The organism is Streptomyces nigra (genome assembly GCF_003074055.1).
Lineage (GTDB): Bacteria > Actinomycetota > Actinomycetes > Streptomycetales > Streptomycetaceae > Streptomyces > Streptomyces nigra.
Window position 1 is genome coordinate 1,337,958 of sequence record NZ_CP029043.1, and the last position, 18,858, is coordinate 1,356,815.

Here is an 18,858-nt window from a genome sequence, read left to right on the forward strand (position 1 = left end):
ATGCAACTCCGTCGGCCATGGTCATGAGCATGGTCGGCGTTGTCCTGCAGAAACGAGGGGAATCATGAAGCTCAAGATCACGCGCCTGACCAGCGCCGCGATAGCGGTGGGTGTGACCGCCCTGGGAACCGTCGTGATGACGCCCGGGTACGCCATGGCCGCAGCTGCCACCCAATGCAGCGGCACCCAGCACAAGGAGTTCGACACGATCGGCTCCAACCTCGACGTGTACATCACCCTCTGCGTCCACCGCAGCGGCGACGGCTACTACAACGCGTATGCCGATGTCACCTGGAAGGATGGCGGTGGCGGCGTGAGCGCCGGGATGGAGGACCTCGAACTGAACCTCCGCCTGGAGCGGAACGACGCGGACTACAAGAACCAGAACTTCGGCCTGAAGGCGGTCAACGGCAGTTCGTCGGGCGCTGTACGGGCCACAGGTGCCAAGTTCCGGAGCAGCACGACCGGGGGATGGACTGCTGACGGGCACGTCAAGTGGGACATCCAGAACGACGGCGCCGGCGGCGGAACCTGGTCCCTCGGTGGTTCTCCCAGCATCTGACGTCTGAAGCTGGGGGTCAGGCCAGGAGCGGCTCATCGCTTGTCGATGAGCCGCTCCTTCCGTTTCCGCAGGTCGTGCACTGCCGCAAGCGTGCCTCAGGTGACGTCGTCGTAGCCGTTGACGCGCTCGGTGGTGGCCTGCTCGGGCAGGGCGCGGCTCGGCGCGACGGGCTCCACCGCGCCGATGCTCTCGGGGGTCAGATCGAGGTCGGAGGCCTCGTCGTCGCCGGGGCCCTCCGCCTCACGGCGGGCGCGGCGCTTGTCGTTGAGGAGCGCGATGGCCGTCGCGGCGAAGTACAGGATCCAGATCGGGCCCGCGAGCGCCAGCATGGAGATCGGGTCCGTGCTGGGCGTGGCGATCGCCGCGAAGAGCGTGATGCCCAGAATCATGCCGCGCCACCAGCCGGCCATCTTCTTGCCGGACAGCACGCCGCCGAAGTTCAGCATCACCAGCAGCAGCGGCAGTTCGAACGAGAGGCCGAAGACGACGGTCATCCGCATGATCAGCTGCAGCAGGTCGTCGAGGGGGAGCTGATTGTCGCTGCCGATGATCGAGAACTCGAGCATCACCGACGCCATCTTGGGCAGCGACCAGTACGCGAAGTAGGCGCCCGTGAGGAACAGGGGGAAGCCCGCCCCCACGAAGGCGAGACTGTACTTCTTCTCGTGCCGGTGCAGGCCGGGCGCGATGAATCCCCAGAGCTGGTAGAGCCACACGGGAGCGGCCAGCACCACACCCGACGACAGGGAGACCGTCAGGGCCAGCGTGAACGGACTCAGCAGGCCGTTCTGCACGATGCGTGCGCACTGGGTCTCATTGGGGTTCTTGGCCAGTTCGGCGAAGCTGTAGTCGCATCCCACCGCCTGGAGGATGGGATCCGTGAAGAACTGGATGGTGTCCTTGTAGAAAAAGGCTGCCACCACCGTCGTGACAAGGATCGCCAACAGACTCTTGACGAGCCGGTTGCGGAGCTCGCGGAGGTGCTCCGCCAGAGGCATCCGCCCCTCGGGATCTCTCTCCTGCTTGCGGGCAGACTTCAGCAACCCACGTTCCCATCTCGTGCGTCGGGCCGGAGGTCACCGGCCCTGCGTCAGCGCTTCGTGGTGTCCGTCGGCTCGTTGACCGGGCGCGAGCTGTTCACGTCGCCGGGGGAGGCCTGGATGACGCGCTGAGCGGGGGGCTGCTGTTCGCCGGTGGTGTTGGCCGGCGGGTCGGCCGGGGCGGCGGACTTGTCCTCGTCCTTCATCGCCTTCGCCTCGCTCTTGAGGATGCGGGCCGACTTGCCGAGGGAGCGGGCCATGTCCGGGAGCTTCTTGGCACCGAACAGCAGGATGATGACGACGAGGATCAGGATGATCTCGGTGGGGCCGAGCCTACCCATAGCTGTATACCTTCTTCACCGAGGCGACATGGTCCGAATGCCCGGCCGATCGGACATACATCCGACCACCGTGCTGCCAGCGATCGTAACGCTCGGGGGTGAACGCAGGACAATCCCTGTGCATACTCCCAGTCGCGTGCCCGCGCCTCGCTCCCGGGCCGCAATTGAGCAGCGTACCCGCCACCCACCGCGCGTCGACAGGGCGAAGCGGTGCAAAACGCCCCCGTCCGGGGACTCACACCGATTCCTTGGTCGCCCTACAGGGAGTCCGCGGCGGCCCGGGCCGCACCGACCGAGGCCCGCTCCAGGTCCTCCGCCGCCCTGTTGATACGCCGTGCCGACTCCGTCACCTGCCGGCCGAGGCGCTGCGCCTCGACGAACACCCGTACGGCCAGGACACCGAGGACGGCGAGACCCACGAAACCCACAGCTACCGCGAACATCGGCCAGAACATGAGCCGAGCCTAGACCGTTCCTAGACGGTGGAGTGCAGCCGGAGGGTGCTGACGCCGCCGCCGGTCAGCAACTCGACGATGCGCTCCCCCGCCGGCTTGCGGACCCCTGCCCCGCAGGCGGGGCAGGTGAACGAGTAGAACGTCGTCCGGCTGCTCGCGCCGATGACGAGTCTGAGGGCCGGCGCGGCGAGTTCGAACCGGCCCCGGCAGTCCGGGCAGCCCGCCCGGAACATCACCGGCGTCACGTTTCTCATCCCGGCGAAGGCGGATGCCACCGTCACCGCCCGCACTCCGGACGTCGCCGACTCGCTCACAGTCCCGCTCCCGCCTGTCGCCCTGCTGCCGAACCGCCGGCCCGGCCGCCGCCGTACCGCCTCGTCCTCACTGCCCGTCGTGCGCCGCGTGCGCCACCCCGGCGTCCCGTATCTCCATCCCGTCGTACGCCGCCAGCGCCTCGCGGGCCGCCTGCCGGGCACTGTCGGCCAGCTCGGGCGGCGACACGATCCGGCCGTCCCCGCCGAGCCGCAGCGCCAGCCGCCGCAGCGACGCCGGGTCGGGGGTGCGCAAGGTGATTCGCAGCCCGCCGTCGGGAAGCTCGTCGGCGCTGTCGTGCGGGTAGTACTCGGCGACCCAGCGTCCGCCGGGCCCGACCTCGACCACGACCTCCGGGTCCTCCGCCGCCGGCTGCACCAGCCCCTCGGACAGGTCCCTCAGCTCCACCTCGGGCGGCGCGGACGGCTCGTCCAGGATCTTGATCTCGGCGACCCGGTCCAGCCGGAACGTGCGCCGCGCCTCGGAGCGCCGGCACCACGCCTCCACATAGGTGTGGCCGACGCTGACCAGCCGGATCGGGTCGATCTCCCGCTCTGTCACCTCGTCCCGGGCCGGCGAGTAGTAGCGGATCCACAGCCGGCGCCGCTCGGAGATCGCCCGGTCGACGTCGGCGAAGACACCGCCCTCGGACTCGAAGGTCACCGACAGCCGGGCGCTGGACACGGCCGCCTCACCGGCCGCCGTCTCCACCTTCGCGGTGGCCCGCAGCAGCGCCTGCCGGTCGCTCTCCCGCAGCCCCGGAAGCGTGGCCACCGCCCGCGCCGCCACCAGCAGCGCGGTCGCCTCGTCGGCGGCCAGCCGCAGCGGCTCGGCGACATCGTCCGGGTTGTGCCACCAGATCCGCTCGCCGTCGGTGTCGATGTCGAGCAGATCACCGCCGCGGAAACTCGTGCCGCACATCGGCAGCACATCGAGGTCGGAGACCAGCTCGTCCTCGGAGATGCCGAAGGCACGGGCGACGTCCTCGACGCGCGCGCCGGGTCGCTCCCGCAGATAGGTCACCAGGGAGAGCATCCGCCGGGTCTGGTCGATGGCGCTCGTGGGCCTGACCGGTTTGCCTGCCACTGTCTTGCTCCGCTCCCCCTCAGCCCTTGGCCACGGCACGCAGCCGGTCCACCACGTCGGCCCGCAGCTCGGCGGGCTCCAGGACCACCACGTCGGGCCCGAACTCCACCAGCCACGCGTCCAGCCCGTGGCCGTACGGAATCTCCAACTCGTCCCAGCCGTCCCCGAGTTCCCGGACCCGGGTGGCCTTCGCCCGAAGGGGGTAACCGGCCTCCGTGCGCAGCCGGATCAGGGCGGACCGGTCGGCGATCTCCCCCGCCCAGCTCGCCACGGTCTCCCGGACGGTCACGACGTCCGGCACCTCGGCGGTGAACCGGCCGGCCCGGCTGCGCACCTTGCCGGTGATCCGGGACAGCCGGAACACCCGCTCGGCACCCCGGTCGCGGTCCCAGCCCGCCAGATACCAGTGGCCTCGCCAGCACTCCAGCGCCCACGGCTCCACATGCCGCGGCTCGGGGCGCGCGGCGTTGGCCTTGCGGTAGTCGAACATGACCGGCCGGCGGTCCCGGCAGGCCAGCATCAGCGGCTCGAACGCCGCCTCGTGCACCGGGATACGGGGCTCCAGCGCGCTGTGCGCCCCGTACGGGTCGACGTCCTCCGGCAGCCCGGCCGCGCGCAGCTTCTGCAGGGCGCCGCTGGCCGCGCCCGCGAGCCGGGCCTGCTGCCACACCTTCGCGGCCAGCCCGAGCGCGGCGGCCTCCTCGGCGTCCAGGGTGATCGGCGGCAGCCTGTTGCTGTCGCGGGCGGCGAGATAGCCGACCTCGCCGTCCAGGTTCTCCACCGTCTCGATGACCAGGCCGAGCTCGCGCAGATCGTCCTTGTCGCGCTCGAACATACGGTTGAAGGAGTCGTCGGAGCCCGCTTCCAGATAGGCCTCGATGGACTCACGCAGCTCGCGCTTGCTCAACGGCCGCCGCGTCCCGAGCAGACACAGCGCCAGATTCATGAGCCGCTCGGCCTTGGCAATGGCCATCGACGCCCTTCGCCTTCCCTATGGTGCTTACGACCGATGACCGTACCGCCCCGCGGGGGCGCGGCAAAAGCCGAGGGCCCATGCCCGGACAGGCATGGACCCAGGTGGTCGGCTCCGGTCGCGCATCGATCACAGGTGGCGACCGGACGCGACGCTCAGACGCCGAGCAGGTCGACGACGAAGATCAGCGTCTCGCCGGGCTTGATCGCCGGGGTGGGGCTCTGGTTGCCGTAGGCCAGGTGTGCCGGGATCGTCAGCTGACGGCGGCCACCGACCTTCATGCCCTGCACGCCCTGGTCCCAGCCCTTGATGACGCGGCCGCCACCCAGCGGGAAGCGGAACGGCGTACCGCGGTTCCAGCTGGCGTCGAACTCCTCACCCGTGCTGAAGGCCACACCCACGTAGTGCACGGTGACGGTCTGACCCGCCTCCGCGACCGGGCCGTCGCCCTCCCAGATGTCCTTGATCTCGAGGTCCGCCGGGGGCTCGCCGCCCGGGAAGTCGATCTCGGGCTTGTCGATGCTCACGTCTTACGCTCCATGCTTTCGTGAAAAGACAACGCGGTCAGTCTTTCATCACCCGGGGTGCGGTCACATCTTGGCGAGGATGTCCACGCTGAACACGAGCGTGGCGTTCTTCGCGATGCCGCTGCCCTGCGGCGGCTGGTCGCCGTACCCCAGCTCCGGCGGGATGACGATCAGCACACGGCTGCCGACCTTCTTGCCGGTCAGCCCCTGCGACCATCCCTTGACGACCTGCGCCAGCGGGAACGACACCAGCTGCTTGGCCGCGTACGACGAGTCGAACTCCTTGCCGGTGTCCCACTGCACGCCCTTGTACTGCACCAGGACGGTGTTCTCCGCGGCGACCTCGTCGCCGTCGCCCTCCAGGATGTAGTTCGCCACCAGCTTCTTCGGCGGGTCCGTCTTCGGGACCTCGATGGAGGGCGCCTTGCCGTCGGTGTTCGTGCCGACCTTCGGCAGATCCGCGTCGTCCTGGGCGACCTTCGTGCCCTTCGCCGAACTCGACGCGTTGAACGAGTCCTCGATGTCGACGACGAACACCAGGGTGTCGGTGCCCTTGATGCCCGCCTGCTCGTTGCCCTCCTTGCCGTAGCCCCAGGTCGGCGGGACGGCCATCTCGACACGGCTGCCGACCTTCTTGCCGGTCAGCCCGTACCGCCAGCCGTCGATGATGCGGCCCTGCGACAGCTGGATCAGCAGCGGCGTCTTACGGTCGTAGGAGTTGTCGAAGACCTTGCCCGTCGCCCAGATCTGCCCCAGGTAGTTCGCCTGCAGGTAGTCGTTCTCCGCGACCGTCTTGCCGCTGCCCGCGATGGCCGTACGCACCGCCAGGTCCTTCGACGGCTCCCCCTCGCCCTTGGCGACCGTCGGCTTCTCACCGAACTTCGTACCCGCCGTGATCGCCGGCAGCGGACCGTCCACGATCTTCGGCGACGGCGCGGCCGACTGCTGCGGCGCCGACGGCGACACGCTCTCGCTCGCCTCGCCCCCCGAGTCCTTGTCGTCACCGCAAGCGGCGAGCGTGACCATTCCTGCAGGTAGGGCGATGAGAAGTGAGCGTCGGCGCACGGTGGGGGCCTCGTAATCAGTCGATCTTGCGGACAGGCGTGCGCGCAACTCTACGGCGTGAGAAGGGCGCCGTACGGGAGAACGTACGGCGCCCGTGTTGCGTTCCGGCACTTACGCCGGACCCGCATCTCACATCCCGGCGATCAGCTTCTCCACCCGGTCGTCCACCGAACGGAACGGGTCCTTGCACAACACCGTGCGCTGCGCCTGGTCGTTCAGCTTCAGATGCACCCAGTCGACCGTGAAGTCCCGGCGCTGCTCCTGCGCCCGGCGGATGAAGTCGCCGCGCAGCCGGGCCCGAGTGGTCTGCGGGGGCACCGACTTGCCCTCGAAGATCTTCAAGTCGTTGCAGATCCGGGTGGCTTGCCCCTTCTTCTCCAGCAGGTAGTACAGCCCGCGGCGCCGGTGGATGTCGTGATACGCGAGGTCTATCTGCGCGACCCGCGGATGCGACATGGTCATGTTGTGCTTGGCCCGGTACCGCTCGATGAGCTTGTACTTCATGACCCAGTCGATCTCCGTGCCGATACGGTCGAGATCCTCCGTCTCGATCGCGTCCAGCGTCCGGCCCCACAGCTCCAGGACCTGCTCGACCGTGCCCGTACGGATACCGCGGCGCTCACAGAAGTCCACGGCCTTCTCGTAGTACTCGCGCTGCACCTCCAGCGCCGAGGCCTCCCGGCCACTGGCCAGACGCACCTTGCGCCGGCCCGTGATGTCATGGCTGACCTCGCGGATCGCCCGGATCGGGTTCTCCAGGGTCAGATCCCGCATCACCGTCCCCGCCTCGATCATGCGCAGCACCAGATCCGTCGCGCCGACCTTCAGCAGCATCGTCGTCTCGGACATGTTCGAGTCGCCCACGATGACATGCAGACGCCGGTAGCGCTCCGCGTCCGCGTGCGGCTCGTCCCGCGTGTTGATGATCGGCCGGGAACGCGTCGTCGCCGACGAGACGCCCTCCCAGATGTGCTCCGCCCGCTGGCTCACGCAGTACACCGCACCGCGCGGCGTCTGCAGCACCTTCCCGGCACCGCACAACAGCTGCCGGGTCACCAGGAACGGGATGAGGATGTCCGCGAGCCGGGAGAACTCGCCATGGCGTGCCACCAGATAGTTCTCATGGCAGCCGTAGGAGTTTCCGGCCGAGTCCGTGTTGTTCTTGAAGAGGTAGACGTCGCCTGCGATTCCCTCCTCGTGCAGGCGTCGTTCCGCGTCTACCAGGAGTCCTTCCAGAATGCGCTCGCCGGCCTTGTCGTGGGTGACCAGCTCGGTCACGTTGTCACATTCGGGTGTCGCGTATTCCGGATGTGAGCCCACGTCGAGATAGAGGCGGGCGCCGTTTCGCAGAAAGACATTGCTGCTACGGCCCCATGACACGACACGGCGGAAGAGGTACCGCGCCACCTCGTCGGGAGACAGGCGGCGCTGTCCCCTGAACGTACACGTGACGCCGTACTCGTTCTCCAGCCCGAAAATGCGGCGGTCCATGACTGAACATTACGCCCGATCCCCTGAGCTGAAACGGGGTTCGACAGCACGGTTCGGATCATTTTCCGATGAAGCCGCAACGACCGCACCCCGTCCGGGAGCTGCGAGGACCCGCCCCGTCGCCACCAGAACCAGCAACGACACCGCCCCCGCAGCACCCGGCACAGCGAACCCCCACAGCGCCCCGCCCGCCTCCACCACCGGCCCGGCCACACCCGTCCCCACCGACGCACCCACCGTGAACGTCGTCACCAGCCACGAGAACGCCTCCGTCACCGTGCCCCGCGGCGCATGCCGGTCCACCAGCACGAACGCACACGCGATCGACGGCGCGAGGAACACCCCCGCCAGCACCGCCAGCCCCGTCATCGCCACCACGCCCGGCATCAGCATCAACGGCAGATAACACACCGCCAGGAACGCCACCAGCGTCCGCAGCCGCCGCGCCGGCTCACCACCCCACTGCCGCGCCCCGTACACCACACCACCCAGCAGAGCACCCAGCCCCAGACCGGCCATCAGCCAGCCGTACACCACATCCCCACCGTGATCGTCCGCGTACGACACCGCCGCCACCGCGATCGACCCCATCGCCATCCCCACGAACAGGAACGCGCCCAGCAGCGCCAGCAGCCCCGAGGACCGCAACGCCCCCAGCCAGTGCGCCTCCCGCGGCTCCGAACGCCACGCCCGCGACGGCGGCGACACCACCACCGACAACGCCCCCAGCACCCCGATCACATTCAGCAGCACCAACGCCACCTGCGCCGACCACAACGACGCGCCCAGCGTCAGCAGCAGCGGGCCCAGCGTGAACATCACCTCCTGCGCCACCGCGTCCATCGCGTACGCCGTGTGCACCTGCCCCTCCCGGGGCAGCACCGACGCCCACAACGCCCGCAGACCGCCCTCCAGCGGCGGCGTGAACAGGCCGGCCGCCACCACCGCGGCATACGCCAGGCCCAGCGCGTCGATACCGACGAACGCGAACACCGCCGTCGCCACCGCCGAGGCGACCGCCGCCGGCAGCTGCACCCGCGGCTGCCCGAACAGATCCACCAGACGCCCCAGCACCGGCTGCCCCACCGCGTTGGCGACCCCGTACACCGCCGCCAGACCACCGGCCAGGCTGTACGAGCCGCCCTCCGCGCGCACGAACAGCACGATCGCCAGCGCCGCCACCGCGTTCGGCAACCGCCCCACCAGCGTGCCCACCAACAGCCGGGCGGCATGCCTCGCCCGCAGGACCTCCAGATATGCCCCGCTCATCGGCCGCGCCGCCCTCCGCCAGAGAAGTTTTACGTATAACGTCCTCCGTCATACGTACCATGTGCGCTGATCCCCGTCCAGACGAAAGAGCAGGCCACCGTGGCAACAGGCAGCACCCGCCCCACCAGCCGGGACGTCGCCCAGGCCGCAGGGGTCTCCCAGGCCGCCGTCTCACTCGTCCTCGGCGACAAATGGCGCGGCCGCGTCTCCGCCACCACCGCCGAACGCGTCCGCGAAGCCGCCCGCCGCCTCGGCTACCGGCCCAACCTCGCCGCCCGCAACCTCCGCCTCGGCCACACCCGCACCGTACTCCTCGTCGTCCCCGCCCTCACCACCGAATTCTTCGCCGGCGTCTACACCGGAGCCGCCCGCATCGCCGCACGACACGGCTTCGGCGTCGTCCTCTACCCCTCCCCCGAAGGCATCGGCCCCGCCCGCGACCCCTTCGCCTCCGCCCAGGCCGCCCTCGACGGCGTCATCGCCTCCTCCATGGCCGCCGACGCCCTCACCGGCATCCGAGGCGACCAACTCCCCCTCGTCATGCTCGACAGCGACCCCACCGGCAGCCTCGGCGCCGCCACCGTCAACCTCGACATCGCCGACGGCGTCCGCCAGATCACCGACCACCTCCTCGGCCTCGGCCACCGCCACTTCCTGCACCTCGCCGCCGACATCCCCTCCTGGACCTTCGACGTCCGCGCCCGCGAACTCACCACCCGACTCGCCGCCGCACCCGGCACCACCCTGCGCACCGCACGCGCCCCCATCGCCATCGACGAGGCCCGCACCGCCACCGCCGACGCCCTCGCCACCCCCCACCCCCACCCCACCGCGATCATCTGCGACGACGACAAACTCGCCGCCGGCGCCTACAAGGCCATCCGCCGCCTCGGCCTCCGCGTCCCCGACGACATCTCCGTCACCGGCCTCGACGACCTCGCCCTCGCCACCGCCATCGACCCCGAACTCACCACCGTCCGCCTCGACGCCGAACTCTTCGGCGAACGCGGCATGCAAGCCCTCCTCGCCGTCCTGGAAGGCCGCACACCGGAAGAAGGAGACATCCCCGTCCAGCTCGTCGTCCGCGGCTCCACGGCACCCCCCAGAGCCTCCTGACCGCCCACCCCGGGAACGCCGAAGCCCCGGCCGCACGAGCGACCGGGGCACAAGCAGGGTGCGTACAGGGCTGACTACTTCTCCGAACCGCCGGACGGGCCCTCCGACTCGTCCGAACTCTCCGCCTCCGTCGCCGCGCCACCCGCCTCCAGCAGACGGTCCAGCTGACGACCGACGATCCGCTTGAACTTCCGCGACTGCGGACGCGTACGGTCCAGCACCGCCACCTCCAGCCGCTCCGCCGGAATCTCCCGCTGCGAACCGTTCGACTCCCGCGACAACGCCTGCACGGCCAGCTGCAACGCCTCCGCCAGACTCATCCCGTCCTGATGCCGCTGATCCAGATAGCTGCTGATCAACTCCGCATTACCACCGACCGCGACCGAACCGTGCTCGTCCACGATCGAACCGTCATGCGGCAACCGATAGATCTGATCACCCTCCGGAGTCTCACCGACCTCCGCGACGACCAGCTCCACCTCGTACGGCTTCTCCGCCGCCGACGAGAAGATCGTGCCCAGCGTCTGCGCGTACACGTTCGCCAGACCCCGCGCCGTCACATCGTCACGGTCATAGGTGTAACCCCGCAGATCGGCATACCGCACCCCACCGATCCGCAGATTCTCGTACTCGTTGTACTTGCCGGCGGCCGCGAAACCGATCCGGTCATAGATCTCACTGAACTTGTGCAGCGCACGGGACGGGTTCTCACCGACGAACACAATGCCATCGGCATACTGCAGCACGACCAGGCTGCGACCACGCGCGATGCCCTTCCGGGCATACTCCGCCCGGTCCGCCATCGCCTGCTGGGGTGACACATAGAACGGCGTCGACACCGGTTATCCGTCCCTTTCTGTCGAAGTCACACGATCACCTGGAAACAACCGGACCACACCGCTACAGCAGCGAAGCCCGCGGACCGTCGGGCTGCTCCAGACGCCGCTCCAGAATGGAACGCGCGATCTCGGAGGACTCCACGTCGCCGAGCCGACGGAAACCATCCTCGGTGATCACCGTGACGATCGGATAGATCCGGCGCGCGACATCCGGACCACCCGTCGCCGAGTCGTCGTCCGCCGCGTCGTACAAGGCCTGCACCACCAGCGTCGTGGCCTCGGCCTCACTCAGATCCTCACGGAACAGCTTCTTCATCGCGCCCCGCGCGAAGATCGAACCCGAACCCGTCGCCGCGTAACCGTGCTCCTCCGAACGCCCGCCCGTGACGTCGTAGGAGAAGATCCGCCCCCGCTCACGGTCCACGTCGTACCCCGCGAACAGCGGCACCACGGCCAGACCCTGCATCGCCATGCCCAGGTTCGAACGGATCATCGTCGACAGCCGGTTCGCCTTGCCCTCCAGCGACAGCTGCGCGCCCTCGACCTTCTCGAAGTGCTCCAGCTCCAGCTGGAACAGCTTCACCATCTCCACGGCCAGACCCGCCGTGCCGGCGATCCCCACCGCCGAGTACTCGTCGGCCGGGAACACCTTCTCGATGTCCCGCTGCGCGATGACATTGCCCATCGTGGCCCGCCGGTCACCGGCGAGGACCACACCGCCCGGGAAGGTCACGGCGACGATCGTGGTGCCGTGCGGCGCCTCGATCACGCCCTGCGTGGGCGGCAGTTGACGCTTGCCGGGCAGCATCTCCGGCTGGTGCTCGGCGAGAAAGTCCATGAACGAGGACGACCCAGGCGTCAGGAAGGCAGCTGGTAGACGCCCGGTGCTACGAGTGTTGGCTTCCACGCGATTCCTTCCACGTAAGCAGCAGCCCGCCTTATGACGTCGGGCCGATCCTTGAACTGCCCCAGCGCGGCATTGCAGCTGAAGCACAGTACGCCACGGACCCTACCCGTCTCATGGCAGTGATCCACATGCTCGGGCAAAGCCGCCAAACATATGCAGCAGACGCCCCCTTGCGAGGCGACCAACCCCTGGCGATCGGCCTCCGTGATGCCATACGCGCGCTTCAGGTGACCCTGCCGGCCCTGGACGGCTCTGCATGCCTTGCATCGTGTCGCCAGGCCGTCGGAGGCCGTGGCGTTGCGGTGCCACTCACTGTGCGGCTTGACCTCGCCGCACTGCCTGCACAACTTGTGTCCGGCAGGAACGGCCACCTTGTCCCGGACGGGCTTGCCGATGGCCGCCCGGCGGCGCCGGTAGTGCGCGGCACTGTACTGCGCCACGCACTCCCGGCAGCGCACCTGGAGGCCGTCCCGCCGGTTCCTGTCCCGCGCGAAGGACGCGAGGGGCAGATCTCGCTCGCAGCCCCTGCATCTCTTGACGTCCGGCCCGGTCACCCGACTCCCCCGCTTTCCTTCACTTCGAAGGAAAATCGACCTAGGACCCTTTACTCCCCACCTTTTTGCACGAAGGAGCGCACGAAATCCTCGGCATTTTCCTCGAGTACGTCGTCGATTTCGTCCAGTACCGAGTCGACGTCGTCGCTCAGCTTTTCCTGGCGCTCTTTGAGGTCTTCCGAGGCCTGTGCCTCGGCGCCCTGCTCCTCGACCTCCTCGGTGGAGCGCGTGGCCTTCTGCTGCCCGCCGCCGGTGTCCTTGGTTGCCATATCCCTCACCCCGCTCAGTTCGCCCGACATGGTCGACAGGTCGGCTTTCCTGCCGATCGGTGATGATCAGACCCTACAAGCCGGGTCCGACATCGGCCCCGCAGTTTCTCCAACGTACGGGGGCCATCTCGATGATTCCCGGCCGCCGGGTTTTCCACCCTGCCGGGCCGGTCCTCGGCCGGACCGGCTCGGGTACCCCTCAATTGCCCGACAGGACCCTGACCAGGTCTTCCGCGGTGCGGCAGCGGTCCAGGAGCTCCTTGACGTGATTTCGCGTTCCGCGAAGTGGTTCGAGGGTTGGGACGCGCTGGAGGGAGTCGCGTCCGGGGAGGTCGAAGATGACCGAGTCCCAGGAGGCCGCGGCGACGTCGTCGGCGTACTGCTCGAGGCAGCGGCCGCGGAAGTAGGCGCGGGTGTCCTCGGGGGGCGTGGTCTTGGCCCGCTGGACGGTGTCCTCGTCCAGGAGGCGCTTGATGCGGCCTCGCTCGGCGAGGCGGTTGTAGAGGCCCTTGTCGGGCCGTACGTCGGCGTACTGCAGGTCGAGGAGGTGGAGCTTGGCGGCGTCCCAGTCGAGGCCGTCGCGGCGCCGGTAGCCCTCCATGAGTTCGCGTTTGGCGATCCAGTCGAGTTCGCCGGACAGGCTCATGGGGTCGTTCTCGAGCCGGTTGAGGGTGTCCTCCCAGCGGCTGAGGACGTCCTTGGTCTGTTCGTCGGCGTCGGCGCCGTAGCGTTCCTCGATGTACTTGCGGGAGAGTTCGTAGTACTCCATCTGGAGCTGTACCGCGGTGAGTGTGCGGCCGCTGCGCAGCGTGATGAGGCGCTTGAGCGTGGGGTCGTGGGAGACCTGGTGGAGGGTGCGGACGGGCTGGTCGACGGCGAGGTCGACGGCGATGAAGCCGTCCTCGATCATGGACAGGACCAGGGCGGTCGTGCCGAGCTTGAGATAGGTGGAGATCTCGGAGAGGTTGGCGTCGCCGATGATCACGTGGAGGCGGCGGTATTTCTCGGCGTCGGCGTGGGGCTCGTCGCGGGTGTTGATGATGGGCCGTTTGAGTGTCGTCTCGAGGCCGACCTCGACTTCGAAGTAGTCGGCGCGCTGGCTGATCTGGAAGCCGTGTTCGTGGCCGTCCTGGCCGATGCCGACGCGTCCGGCGCCGGTGACGACCTGGCGGGAGACGAAGAAGGGCGTGAGGTGGCGCACGATGTCCGAGAAGGGGGTTTCCCGCTTCATCAGGTAGTTCTCGTGCGTGCCGTAGGAGGCGCCCTTGTTGTCGGTGTTGTTCTTGTAGAGGTGGATGGGCTGGGCGCCGGGGAGCTGGGCGGCTCGTTCGGCGGCTTCGGCCATGATCCGTTCGCCGGCTTTGTCCCAGAGGACGGCGTCGCGGGGGTTGGTGACCTCGGGGGCGCTGTATTCGGGGTGTGCGTGGTCGACGTAGAGCCGTGCGCCGTTGGTGAGGATGACGTTGGCGAGGCCGATGTCCTCGTCGGTGAGCTGGCTGGAGTCGGCGGCCTCGCGGGCGAGGTCGAAGCCTCGCGCGTCGCGCAGCGGGTTCTCCTCCTCGAAGTCCCAGCGGGCCCGGCGGGCCCGGTGCATCGCCGCCGCGTAGGCGTTGACGATCTGGGATGAGGTGAGCATGGCATTGGCGTTGGGGTGGCCGGGGACGGAGATTCCGTACTCGGTCTCGATGCCCATTACTCGCCGTACGGTCATGCGGCCCTCCTTGCCCGGCGGCGCCCTCGGTCGTGGGCGCCGCGCAGATACCGCTGGCGCTCGGTGGCGTGTGCGGTGCCCGTCCCCGCACTGCGCGACTGCGCGGTATGGAAGAGCCTAGAACGCCTTTGCGCTGGTGGGGAGATCATTTGCGTCATTGCGTTGGTCGCCTTCGGTCCGGCGTGGCCGGAAAAACAGTCGGCTGCGGGTTCCCGGTGGGGAGCCCGCAGCCGCCCTGTCTTTTACAGGTACTGACCGGTGTTCGCCACCGTGTCGATGGAGCGTCCGGTGTCGGCGCCCTGCTTTCCGGTGATGAGGGTGCGGATGTAGACGATCCGCTCGCCCTTCTTTCCGGAGATCCGGGCCCAGTCGTCCGGGTTGGTGGTGTTGGGCAGGTCCTCGTTCTCCTTGAACTCGTCCACGCAGGCCTGGAGGAGGTGGGAGACGCGGAGGCCCTTCTGCTTGTGTTCGAGGAAGTCCTTGATCGCCATCTTCTTGGCGCGGCCCACGATGTTCTCGATCATGGCGCCGGAGTTGAAGTCCTTGAAGTAGAGGACTTCCTTGTCGCCGTTGGCGTAGGTGACTTCCAGGAAGCGGTTCTCCTCGGATTCGGCGTACATCTGTTCGACGGCGGTCTGGATCATGCTCTGGACCGTCATGGACTTGTCGCCGCCGTGCTCTCCGAGGTCTTCGGAGTGGAGCGGGAGGCGTTCGGTGAGGTACTTGCCGAAGATGTCCTTGGCGGCCTCGGCGTCGGGACGCTCGATCTTGATCTTCACGTCGAGCCGGCCGGGGCGCAGGATGGCGGGGTCGATCATGTCCTCGCGGTTGGAGGCGCCGATGACGACCACGTTCTGCAGGCCTTCGACGCCGTCGATCTCGGCGAGGAGCTGCGGCACGATGGTGTTCTCCACGTCCGAGCTGACGCCGGAGCCGCGGGTGCGGAAGAGGGATTCCATCTCGTCGAAGAAGACGATGACGGGTGTGCCCTCGGAGGCTTTCTCGCGGGCTCGCTGGAAGACGAGGCGGATCTGCCGTTCGGTCTCGCCGACGTACTTGTTGAGGAGCTCGGGTCCCTTGATGTTGAGGAAGAAGCTCTTGCCGGCGGCCTGGCCGGTGACTTCGGCGACCTTCTTGGCCAGCGAGTTGGCGACGGCCTTGGCGATGAGTGTCTTTCCGCATCCGGGGGGTCCGTAGAGCAGGACGCCCTTGGGCGGGCGCAGTTCGTGCTCCTTGAACAGGTCCGGGTAGAGGTAGGGCAGTTCCACGGCGTCGCGGATGGCCTCGATCTGGCCGCCGAGGCCGCCGATCTGTTCGTAGCCGATGTCGGGGACTTCTTCGAGGACGAGCTCCTCGACCTCGCTCTTGGGGACGATCTCGTAGACGTAGCCGGATCGGGGTTCGAGCAGGAGGGCGTCGCCGGGGCGGATGTTGACGCCGCGCAGGGGTTCGGCGAGGCGTACGACCCGCTCTTCGTCGGTGTGCCCGAGGACGAGTGCGCGTTCGCCGTCCTCGAGGATCTCCTTGAGGGTGACGATGTCGCCGACGCTCTCGAACTCCATGGCCTCGACCACGTTGAGGGCTTCGTTGAGCATGACTTCCTGGCCGCGCCGGAGGTCGTCGAGTTCGACGCTCGGGCTGACGTTCACGCGGAGTTTGCGGCCTCCGGTGAAGATGTCGGCGGTGCCGTCCTCGTTGGCCTGCAGGAAGACTCCGAAGCCGGCCGGTGGCTGGGCGAGCCGGTCGACTTCCTCCTTGAGAGCCACGATCTGGTCGCGGGCCTCACGGAGCGTGTTCGCGAGTCGCTCGTTCTGGGCGGACACGCCGGCCAGGTTGGTCTGGAGCTCGACGATCCGCTCTTCGAGAATCCTCGTGTGCCGCGGAGAGTCGGCGAGCTTGCGTCGCAGGACGGCGATCTCCTGCTCAAGATAGGCGATCTGCCCGGCCGGGTCGTCGGACCCTCGTCCCGGGCGGATGCCGCGGTTCATGTCGTCGTCGTGGGCTGCCACGGTCCTCACCTCCTCCAAAGGGAGCTGGACGCTTCCAGACCCTACCTGGGTGGGTGTCGATTGAAACCCCTAGATCACAAAGACGGTCGGGGTGTGTCCGATCTTCACCCTTGCGCTCTCCCTCACGCCAGGGGAATACCCACCGGACATGAATGGAACCCAGGCGGGGGTAGTGTCGAGGTGTTCAACACCCGTCGGAGCTGGCCGGATTCCCGTGCGGCTGGGCGGGGGAAGCGGTGGGAGAGATGAGCGTGGAGCAGGCGGCCTCGGTCGAGGGTGAGGCGCTGGAGGTCTGGATCGATCAGGCGTTGTGCACGGGTGACGGCATTTGTGCCCAGTATGCGCCTGAGGTGTTCGAGCTGGACATCGATGGTCTGGCCTATGTGAAGGGCGCCGACGAGGAGCTGTTGCAGGCGGAGGGGGCGACAACGCCCGTGCCGCTGCCGCTTCTCACGGATGTGGTGGATTCGGCGCGAGAGTGCCCGGGCGAGTGCATCCATGTACGTCGGGTTCTGGACAAGGTCGAAGTGTTCGGTCCGGACGCGGAGTGACCTTGCGGATACGGCTCGTTACGGCTGTCTGATTTCTCACACGCTGCGTCACGGACGTCAGACGCTGTGTGCTCCGGCGGGTGTCGAGCGCAGGAACGAGCCGTTCTTCCACTGCCACTTCGCGCTGTCGTCGACGTCGGGGCAGCAGCGGGGCACGTCGGGTGACGAGTAGCCGAAGAGGTGCGCGGTGACGGCTCCGTCGCGGATCGCGATGTCACGGACGGTGATGCTGTCCTTGGGGTCGATCAGGGTGGCGACGATGCGGGGCGCGGCGGTGCCGGTGGCGCTGGTGAGGACGTAGACGCCGTCGGGCGGGGTGCCCATGGGTGAGTCGCAGTGGACGACGGCGACGGTCTCGGGGCGGTGGTCGCCGTCGAGGTCGCCGGTGGCCTTCTTCACGACGATGGCCTTGACCGGTCCGCAGGTCAGCGGGAAGTCGGCCTTGGCGGGGTCGGGGGGCGCGGCGGTGGCGGCCGGGGCGTTCTTGGCGTCGGTGCCGGTCGGCTGGGCCGCTGTCGCCGAGTTGGGCTGGAGGACGCTGGAGAGCGCCACGACGCCGGCGAGGGCTGTGGCGGTGGCGACCCAGTGGATGGGCCGGGTGTGGGTGTGTGCCAGTTCCGGGACGGCGGGTTGCTGCACGAGGAGCGTCTCCTGTGAGGGCTGTGCCGGTGGGGGTGGCCAGCATCGTGCCACACGTCACAGTGCGGGGGAACGGCGGGGTGGGTACTTGGTCCGGTTCTCCCCACGTGGGGCCGGGGGTGGGTCCGGTGAACGGAACGGCGCCGGGGTGGAGTTCCCGGTCGGTTTCGGGAACTCCACCCCAGCGTCTTCGCGTTGTCGGTGTGCGGGCCGTGGTCAGCGGCTGGCGCCTCGGTCGGCGTTGGGGCCTTCGTAGTCCTCGCCGTAGGCGCCCTTGGCGGGGCGGCGGCGGCGCATGGGTGGCTCGACGCCGTCGGCGAGGCGACGGGCGGTGAGCAGGAAGCCGGTGTGGCCGATCATGCGGTGGTCGGGGCGGACGGCGAGGCCTTCGATGTGCCAGTTGCGGATCATCGTCTCCCAGGCGGTCGGCTCGTTGAAGCAGCCGATCTCGCGGATCGACTCGACGGTCCGGGCGAGCTGGGTGGTGGTGGCGACGTAGCAGCAGACGATGCCGCCGGGGACGAGGGCCTTGGAGACGGCCTCGAGGCATTCCCAGGGGGCGAGCATGTCGAGGATGACGCGGTCGACGTCGGTGTCGCTGAGGTTGTCCTGGAGGTCGCCGACGGTGAGCTGCCAGGCGGGGTGGGGGCCGCCGAAGTAGCGCTCGACGTTCTGCCGGGCGATGTCGGCGAAGTCCTCGCGGCGCTCGTAGGAGTGCAGCATGCCGTGGTCGCCGATGGCGCGCAGGAGGAAGCTGCTGAGCGAGCCGGAGCCGACGCCGGCTTCGACGACGCGGGCGCCGGGGAAGATGTCGGCGAAGGCGAGGATCTGCCCCGCGTCCTTGGGGTAGACGACGGCCGCCCCGCGGGGCATGGACAGGACGTAGTCGGGGAGCAGGGGGCGCAGCGCGAGGTAGGCGACGTTACCGGTGGTGCGGACAACGCTGCCCTCGGGAGCGCCGATCAGCTCGTCGTGGGGGAAGGAACCCTTGTGGGTGTGGAAGTTCTTTCCCTCTTCGAGCGTGAACGTGTAGTGGCGGCCCTTGGGGTCGGTCAGCTGAACCTGGTCCCCGACCTTGAAGGGCCCGCGCCTGCGGGCGGCACCGGTCGGTTCGGACATGTGAACAGCCTACCGGCGTTTCG

General features: G+C 68.5%; 21 protein-coding genes. 3 read left to right on the plus strand and 18 right to left on the minus strand.

The window, feature by feature from the left end; genetic code table 11:
- Positions 1-64: 64 nt before the first annotated feature.
- Complete coding sequence (locus DC008_RS06195) at positions 65-562, plus strand: hypothetical protein (protein ID WP_055622889.1); 498 nt, start codon at positions 65-67, stop codon at positions 560-562.
- 95 nt (positions 563-657) lie between these two features.
- Here the strand turns inward: DC008_RS06195 and tatC are convergent, their stop codons facing one another.
- The 10 genes from tatC to DC008_RS06245 form a co-directional block, all read right to left on the minus strand.
- Entirely contained in the window at positions 658-1,605 is a 948-nt protein-coding gene (gene tatC / locus DC008_RS06200) for a twin-arginine translocase subunit TatC (protein ID WP_108706067.1), read from the minus strand.
- A gap of 47 nt (positions 1,606-1,652) precedes the next feature.
- Positions 1,653-1,943: a Sec-independent protein translocase subunit TatA gene (tatA, locus tag DC008_RS06205; RefSeq protein ID WP_108706068.1), complete on the minus strand. Its 291-nt coding sequence runs from the start codon at positions 1,941-1,943 to the stop codon at positions 1,653-1,655.
- A gap of 257 nt (positions 1,944-2,200) precedes the next feature.
- Positions 2,201-2,398: a hypothetical protein gene (locus DC008_RS06210; RefSeq protein ID WP_108706069.1), complete on the minus strand. Its 198-nt coding sequence runs from the start codon at positions 2,396-2,398 to the stop codon at positions 2,201-2,203.
- A 20-nt stretch (positions 2,399-2,418) separates the two neighbouring features.
- A complete protein-coding gene (locus tag DC008_RS06215) occupies positions 2,419-2,712 on the minus strand; it encodes a hypothetical protein (RefSeq protein ID WP_108706070.1) in 294 nt (97 codons plus the stop codon).
- Between the two features lie 67 nt (positions 2,713-2,779).
- Positions 2,780-3,796 (minus strand): helix-turn-helix transcriptional regulator, encoded by a 1,017-nt coding sequence (locus DC008_RS06220; protein WP_108706071.1) that lies wholly within the window; start codon positions 3,794-3,796, stop codon positions 2,780-2,782.
- A 19-nt stretch (positions 3,797-3,815) separates the two neighbouring features.
- Entirely contained in the window at positions 3,816-4,769 is a 954-nt protein-coding gene (locus DC008_RS06225) for a helix-turn-helix transcriptional regulator (RefSeq protein ID WP_108706072.1), read from the minus strand.
- Between the two features lie 155 nt (positions 4,770-4,924).
- Positions 4,925-5,296 (minus strand): FKBP-type peptidyl-prolyl cis-trans isomerase, encoded by a 372-nt coding sequence (locus DC008_RS06230; protein WP_094055282.1) that lies wholly within the window; start codon positions 5,294-5,296, stop codon positions 4,925-4,927.
- A gap of 63 nt (positions 5,297-5,359) precedes the next feature.
- A complete protein-coding gene (locus DC008_RS06235; protein ID WP_108706073.1) occupies positions 5,360-6,361 on the minus strand; it encodes an FKBP-type peptidyl-prolyl cis-trans isomerase in 1,002 nt (333 codons plus the stop codon).
- A 129-nt stretch (positions 6,362-6,490) separates the two neighbouring features.
- Positions 6,491-7,852: a Pup--protein ligase gene (pafA, locus tag DC008_RS06240; protein ID WP_055622880.1), complete on the minus strand. Its 1,362-nt coding sequence runs from the start codon at positions 7,850-7,852 to the stop codon at positions 6,491-6,493.
- A 9-nt stretch (positions 7,853-7,861) separates the two neighbouring features.
- Positions 7,862-9,121, minus strand: a complete 1,260-nt coding sequence (locus DC008_RS06245; protein WP_108706074.1) for an MFS transporter — start codon at positions 9,119-9,121, stop codon at positions 7,862-7,864.
- A gap of 99 nt (positions 9,122-9,220) precedes the next feature.
- Here DC008_RS06245 and DC008_RS06250 point away from each other — a divergent pair, with 99 nt between their 5' ends.
- Complete coding sequence (locus DC008_RS06250) at positions 9,221-10,237, plus strand: LacI family DNA-binding transcriptional regulator (protein WP_108706075.1); 1,017 nt, start codon at positions 9,221-9,223, stop codon at positions 10,235-10,237.
- A gap of 74 nt (positions 10,238-10,311) precedes the next feature.
- Here DC008_RS06250 and prcA read toward each other — a convergent pair whose 3' ends face one another.
- The 6 genes from prcA to arc all read right to left on the minus strand — a co-directional run bounded on the left by prcA (position 10,312) and on the right by arc (position 16,526).
- Positions 10,312-11,076: a proteasome subunit alpha gene (gene prcA / locus DC008_RS06255; RefSeq protein WP_108706076.1), complete on the minus strand. Its 765-nt coding sequence runs from the start codon at positions 11,074-11,076 to the stop codon at positions 10,312-10,314.
- Positions 11,077-11,137: 61 nt separating this feature from the next.
- On the minus strand, positions 11,138-11,983 hold the full coding sequence (prcB, locus tag DC008_RS06260; RefSeq protein ID WP_108706077.1) for a proteasome subunit beta: 846 nt from the start codon (positions 11,981-11,983) through the stop codon (positions 11,138-11,140).
- Positions 11,935-12,537 (minus strand): endonuclease VII domain-containing protein, encoded by a 603-nt coding sequence (locus DC008_RS06265; protein ID WP_108706078.1) that lies wholly within the window; start codon positions 12,535-12,537, stop codon positions 11,935-11,937. The genes prcB and DC008_RS06265 overlap by 49 nt, the downstream gene beginning before the upstream one ends.
- Positions 12,538-12,587: 50 nt before the next feature.
- Entirely contained in the window at positions 12,588-12,806 is a 219-nt protein-coding gene (locus tag DC008_RS06270; protein WP_108710585.1) for a ubiquitin-like protein Pup, read from the minus strand.
- Positions 12,807-13,005: 199 nt separating this feature from the next.
- The gene (gene dop / locus DC008_RS06275; protein WP_164492269.1) at positions 13,006-14,517 is read right to left on the minus strand and encodes a depupylase/deamidase Dop; all 1,512 of its coding nucleotides are present in this window, start codon (positions 14,515-14,517) and stop codon (positions 13,006-13,008) included.
- 242 nt (positions 14,518-14,759) lie between these two features.
- Positions 14,760-16,526 (minus strand): proteasome ATPase, encoded by a 1,767-nt coding sequence (gene arc, locus DC008_RS06280; RefSeq protein ID WP_108706080.1) that lies wholly within the window; start codon positions 16,524-16,526, stop codon positions 14,760-14,762.
- Between the two features lie 245 nt (positions 16,527-16,771).
- On the opposite strand from arc, the gene DC008_RS06290 reads away from it, so the two are divergent.
- On the plus strand, positions 16,772-17,077 hold the full coding sequence (locus tag DC008_RS06290; protein ID WP_055622873.1) for a ferredoxin: 306 nt from the start codon (positions 16,772-16,774) through the stop codon (positions 17,075-17,077).
- Between the two features lie 57 nt (positions 17,078-17,134).
- On the opposite strand, the gene DC008_RS06295 is transcribed toward DC008_RS06290, so the two are convergent.
- Together DC008_RS06295 and DC008_RS06300 are read right to left on the minus strand one after the other, a co-directional pair.
- A complete protein-coding gene (locus DC008_RS06295; RefSeq protein ID WP_108706081.1) occupies positions 17,135-17,716 on the minus strand; it encodes a hypothetical protein in 582 nt (193 codons plus the stop codon).
- A gap of 216 nt (positions 17,717-17,932) precedes the next feature.
- Positions 17,933-18,835 (minus strand): tRNA (adenine-N1)-methyltransferase, encoded by a 903-nt coding sequence (locus DC008_RS06300; RefSeq protein ID WP_108706082.1) that lies wholly within the window; start codon positions 18,833-18,835, stop codon positions 17,933-17,935.
- Positions 18,836-18,858 lie beyond the last annotated feature (23 nt).

What these genes read in the sequence shown, in the direction of transcription:
- tatA (WP_108706068.1), bottom strand. Translation starts at nt 1,943, where the DNA reads ATGGGTAGGCTCGGCCCCACCGAGATCATCCTGATCCTCGTCGTCATC.
- dop (WP_164492269.1), bottom strand. Translation starts at nt 14,517, where the DNA reads ATGACCGTACGGCGAGTAATGGGCATCGAGACCGAGTACGGAATCTCC.
- pafA (WP_055622880.1), bottom strand. Translation starts at nt 7,852, where the DNA reads ATGGACCGCCGCATTTTCGGGCTGGAGAACGAGTACGGCGTCACGTGT.
- DC008_RS06210 (WP_108706069.1), bottom strand. Translation starts at nt 2,398, where the DNA reads ATGTTCTGGCCGATGTTCGCGGTAGCTGTGGGTTTCGTGGGTCTCGCC.
- DC008_RS06195 (WP_055622889.1), top strand. Translation starts at nt 65, where the DNA reads ATGAAGCTCAAGATCACGCGCCTGACCAGCGCCGCGATAGCGGTGGGT.
- DC008_RS06290 (WP_055622873.1), top strand. Translation starts at nt 16,772, where the DNA reads ATGAGCGTGGAGCAGGCGGCCTCGGTCGAGGGTGAGGCGCTGGAGGTC.
- DC008_RS06300 (WP_108706082.1), bottom strand. Translation starts at nt 18,835, where the DNA reads ATGTCCGAACCGACCGGTGCCGCCCGCAGGCGCGGGCCCTTCAAGGTC.
- DC008_RS06270 (WP_108710585.1), bottom strand. Translation starts at nt 12,806, where the DNA reads ATGGCAACCAAGGACACCGGCGGCGGGCAGCAGAAGGCCACGCGCTCC.
- DC008_RS06225 (WP_108706072.1), bottom strand. Translation starts at nt 4,769, where the DNA reads ATGGCCATTGCCAAGGCCGAGCGGCTCATGAATCTGGCGCTGTGTCTG.
- DC008_RS06245 (WP_108706074.1), bottom strand. Translation starts at nt 9,121, where the DNA reads ATGAGCGGGGCATATCTGGAGGTCCTGCGGGCGAGGCATGCCGCCCGG.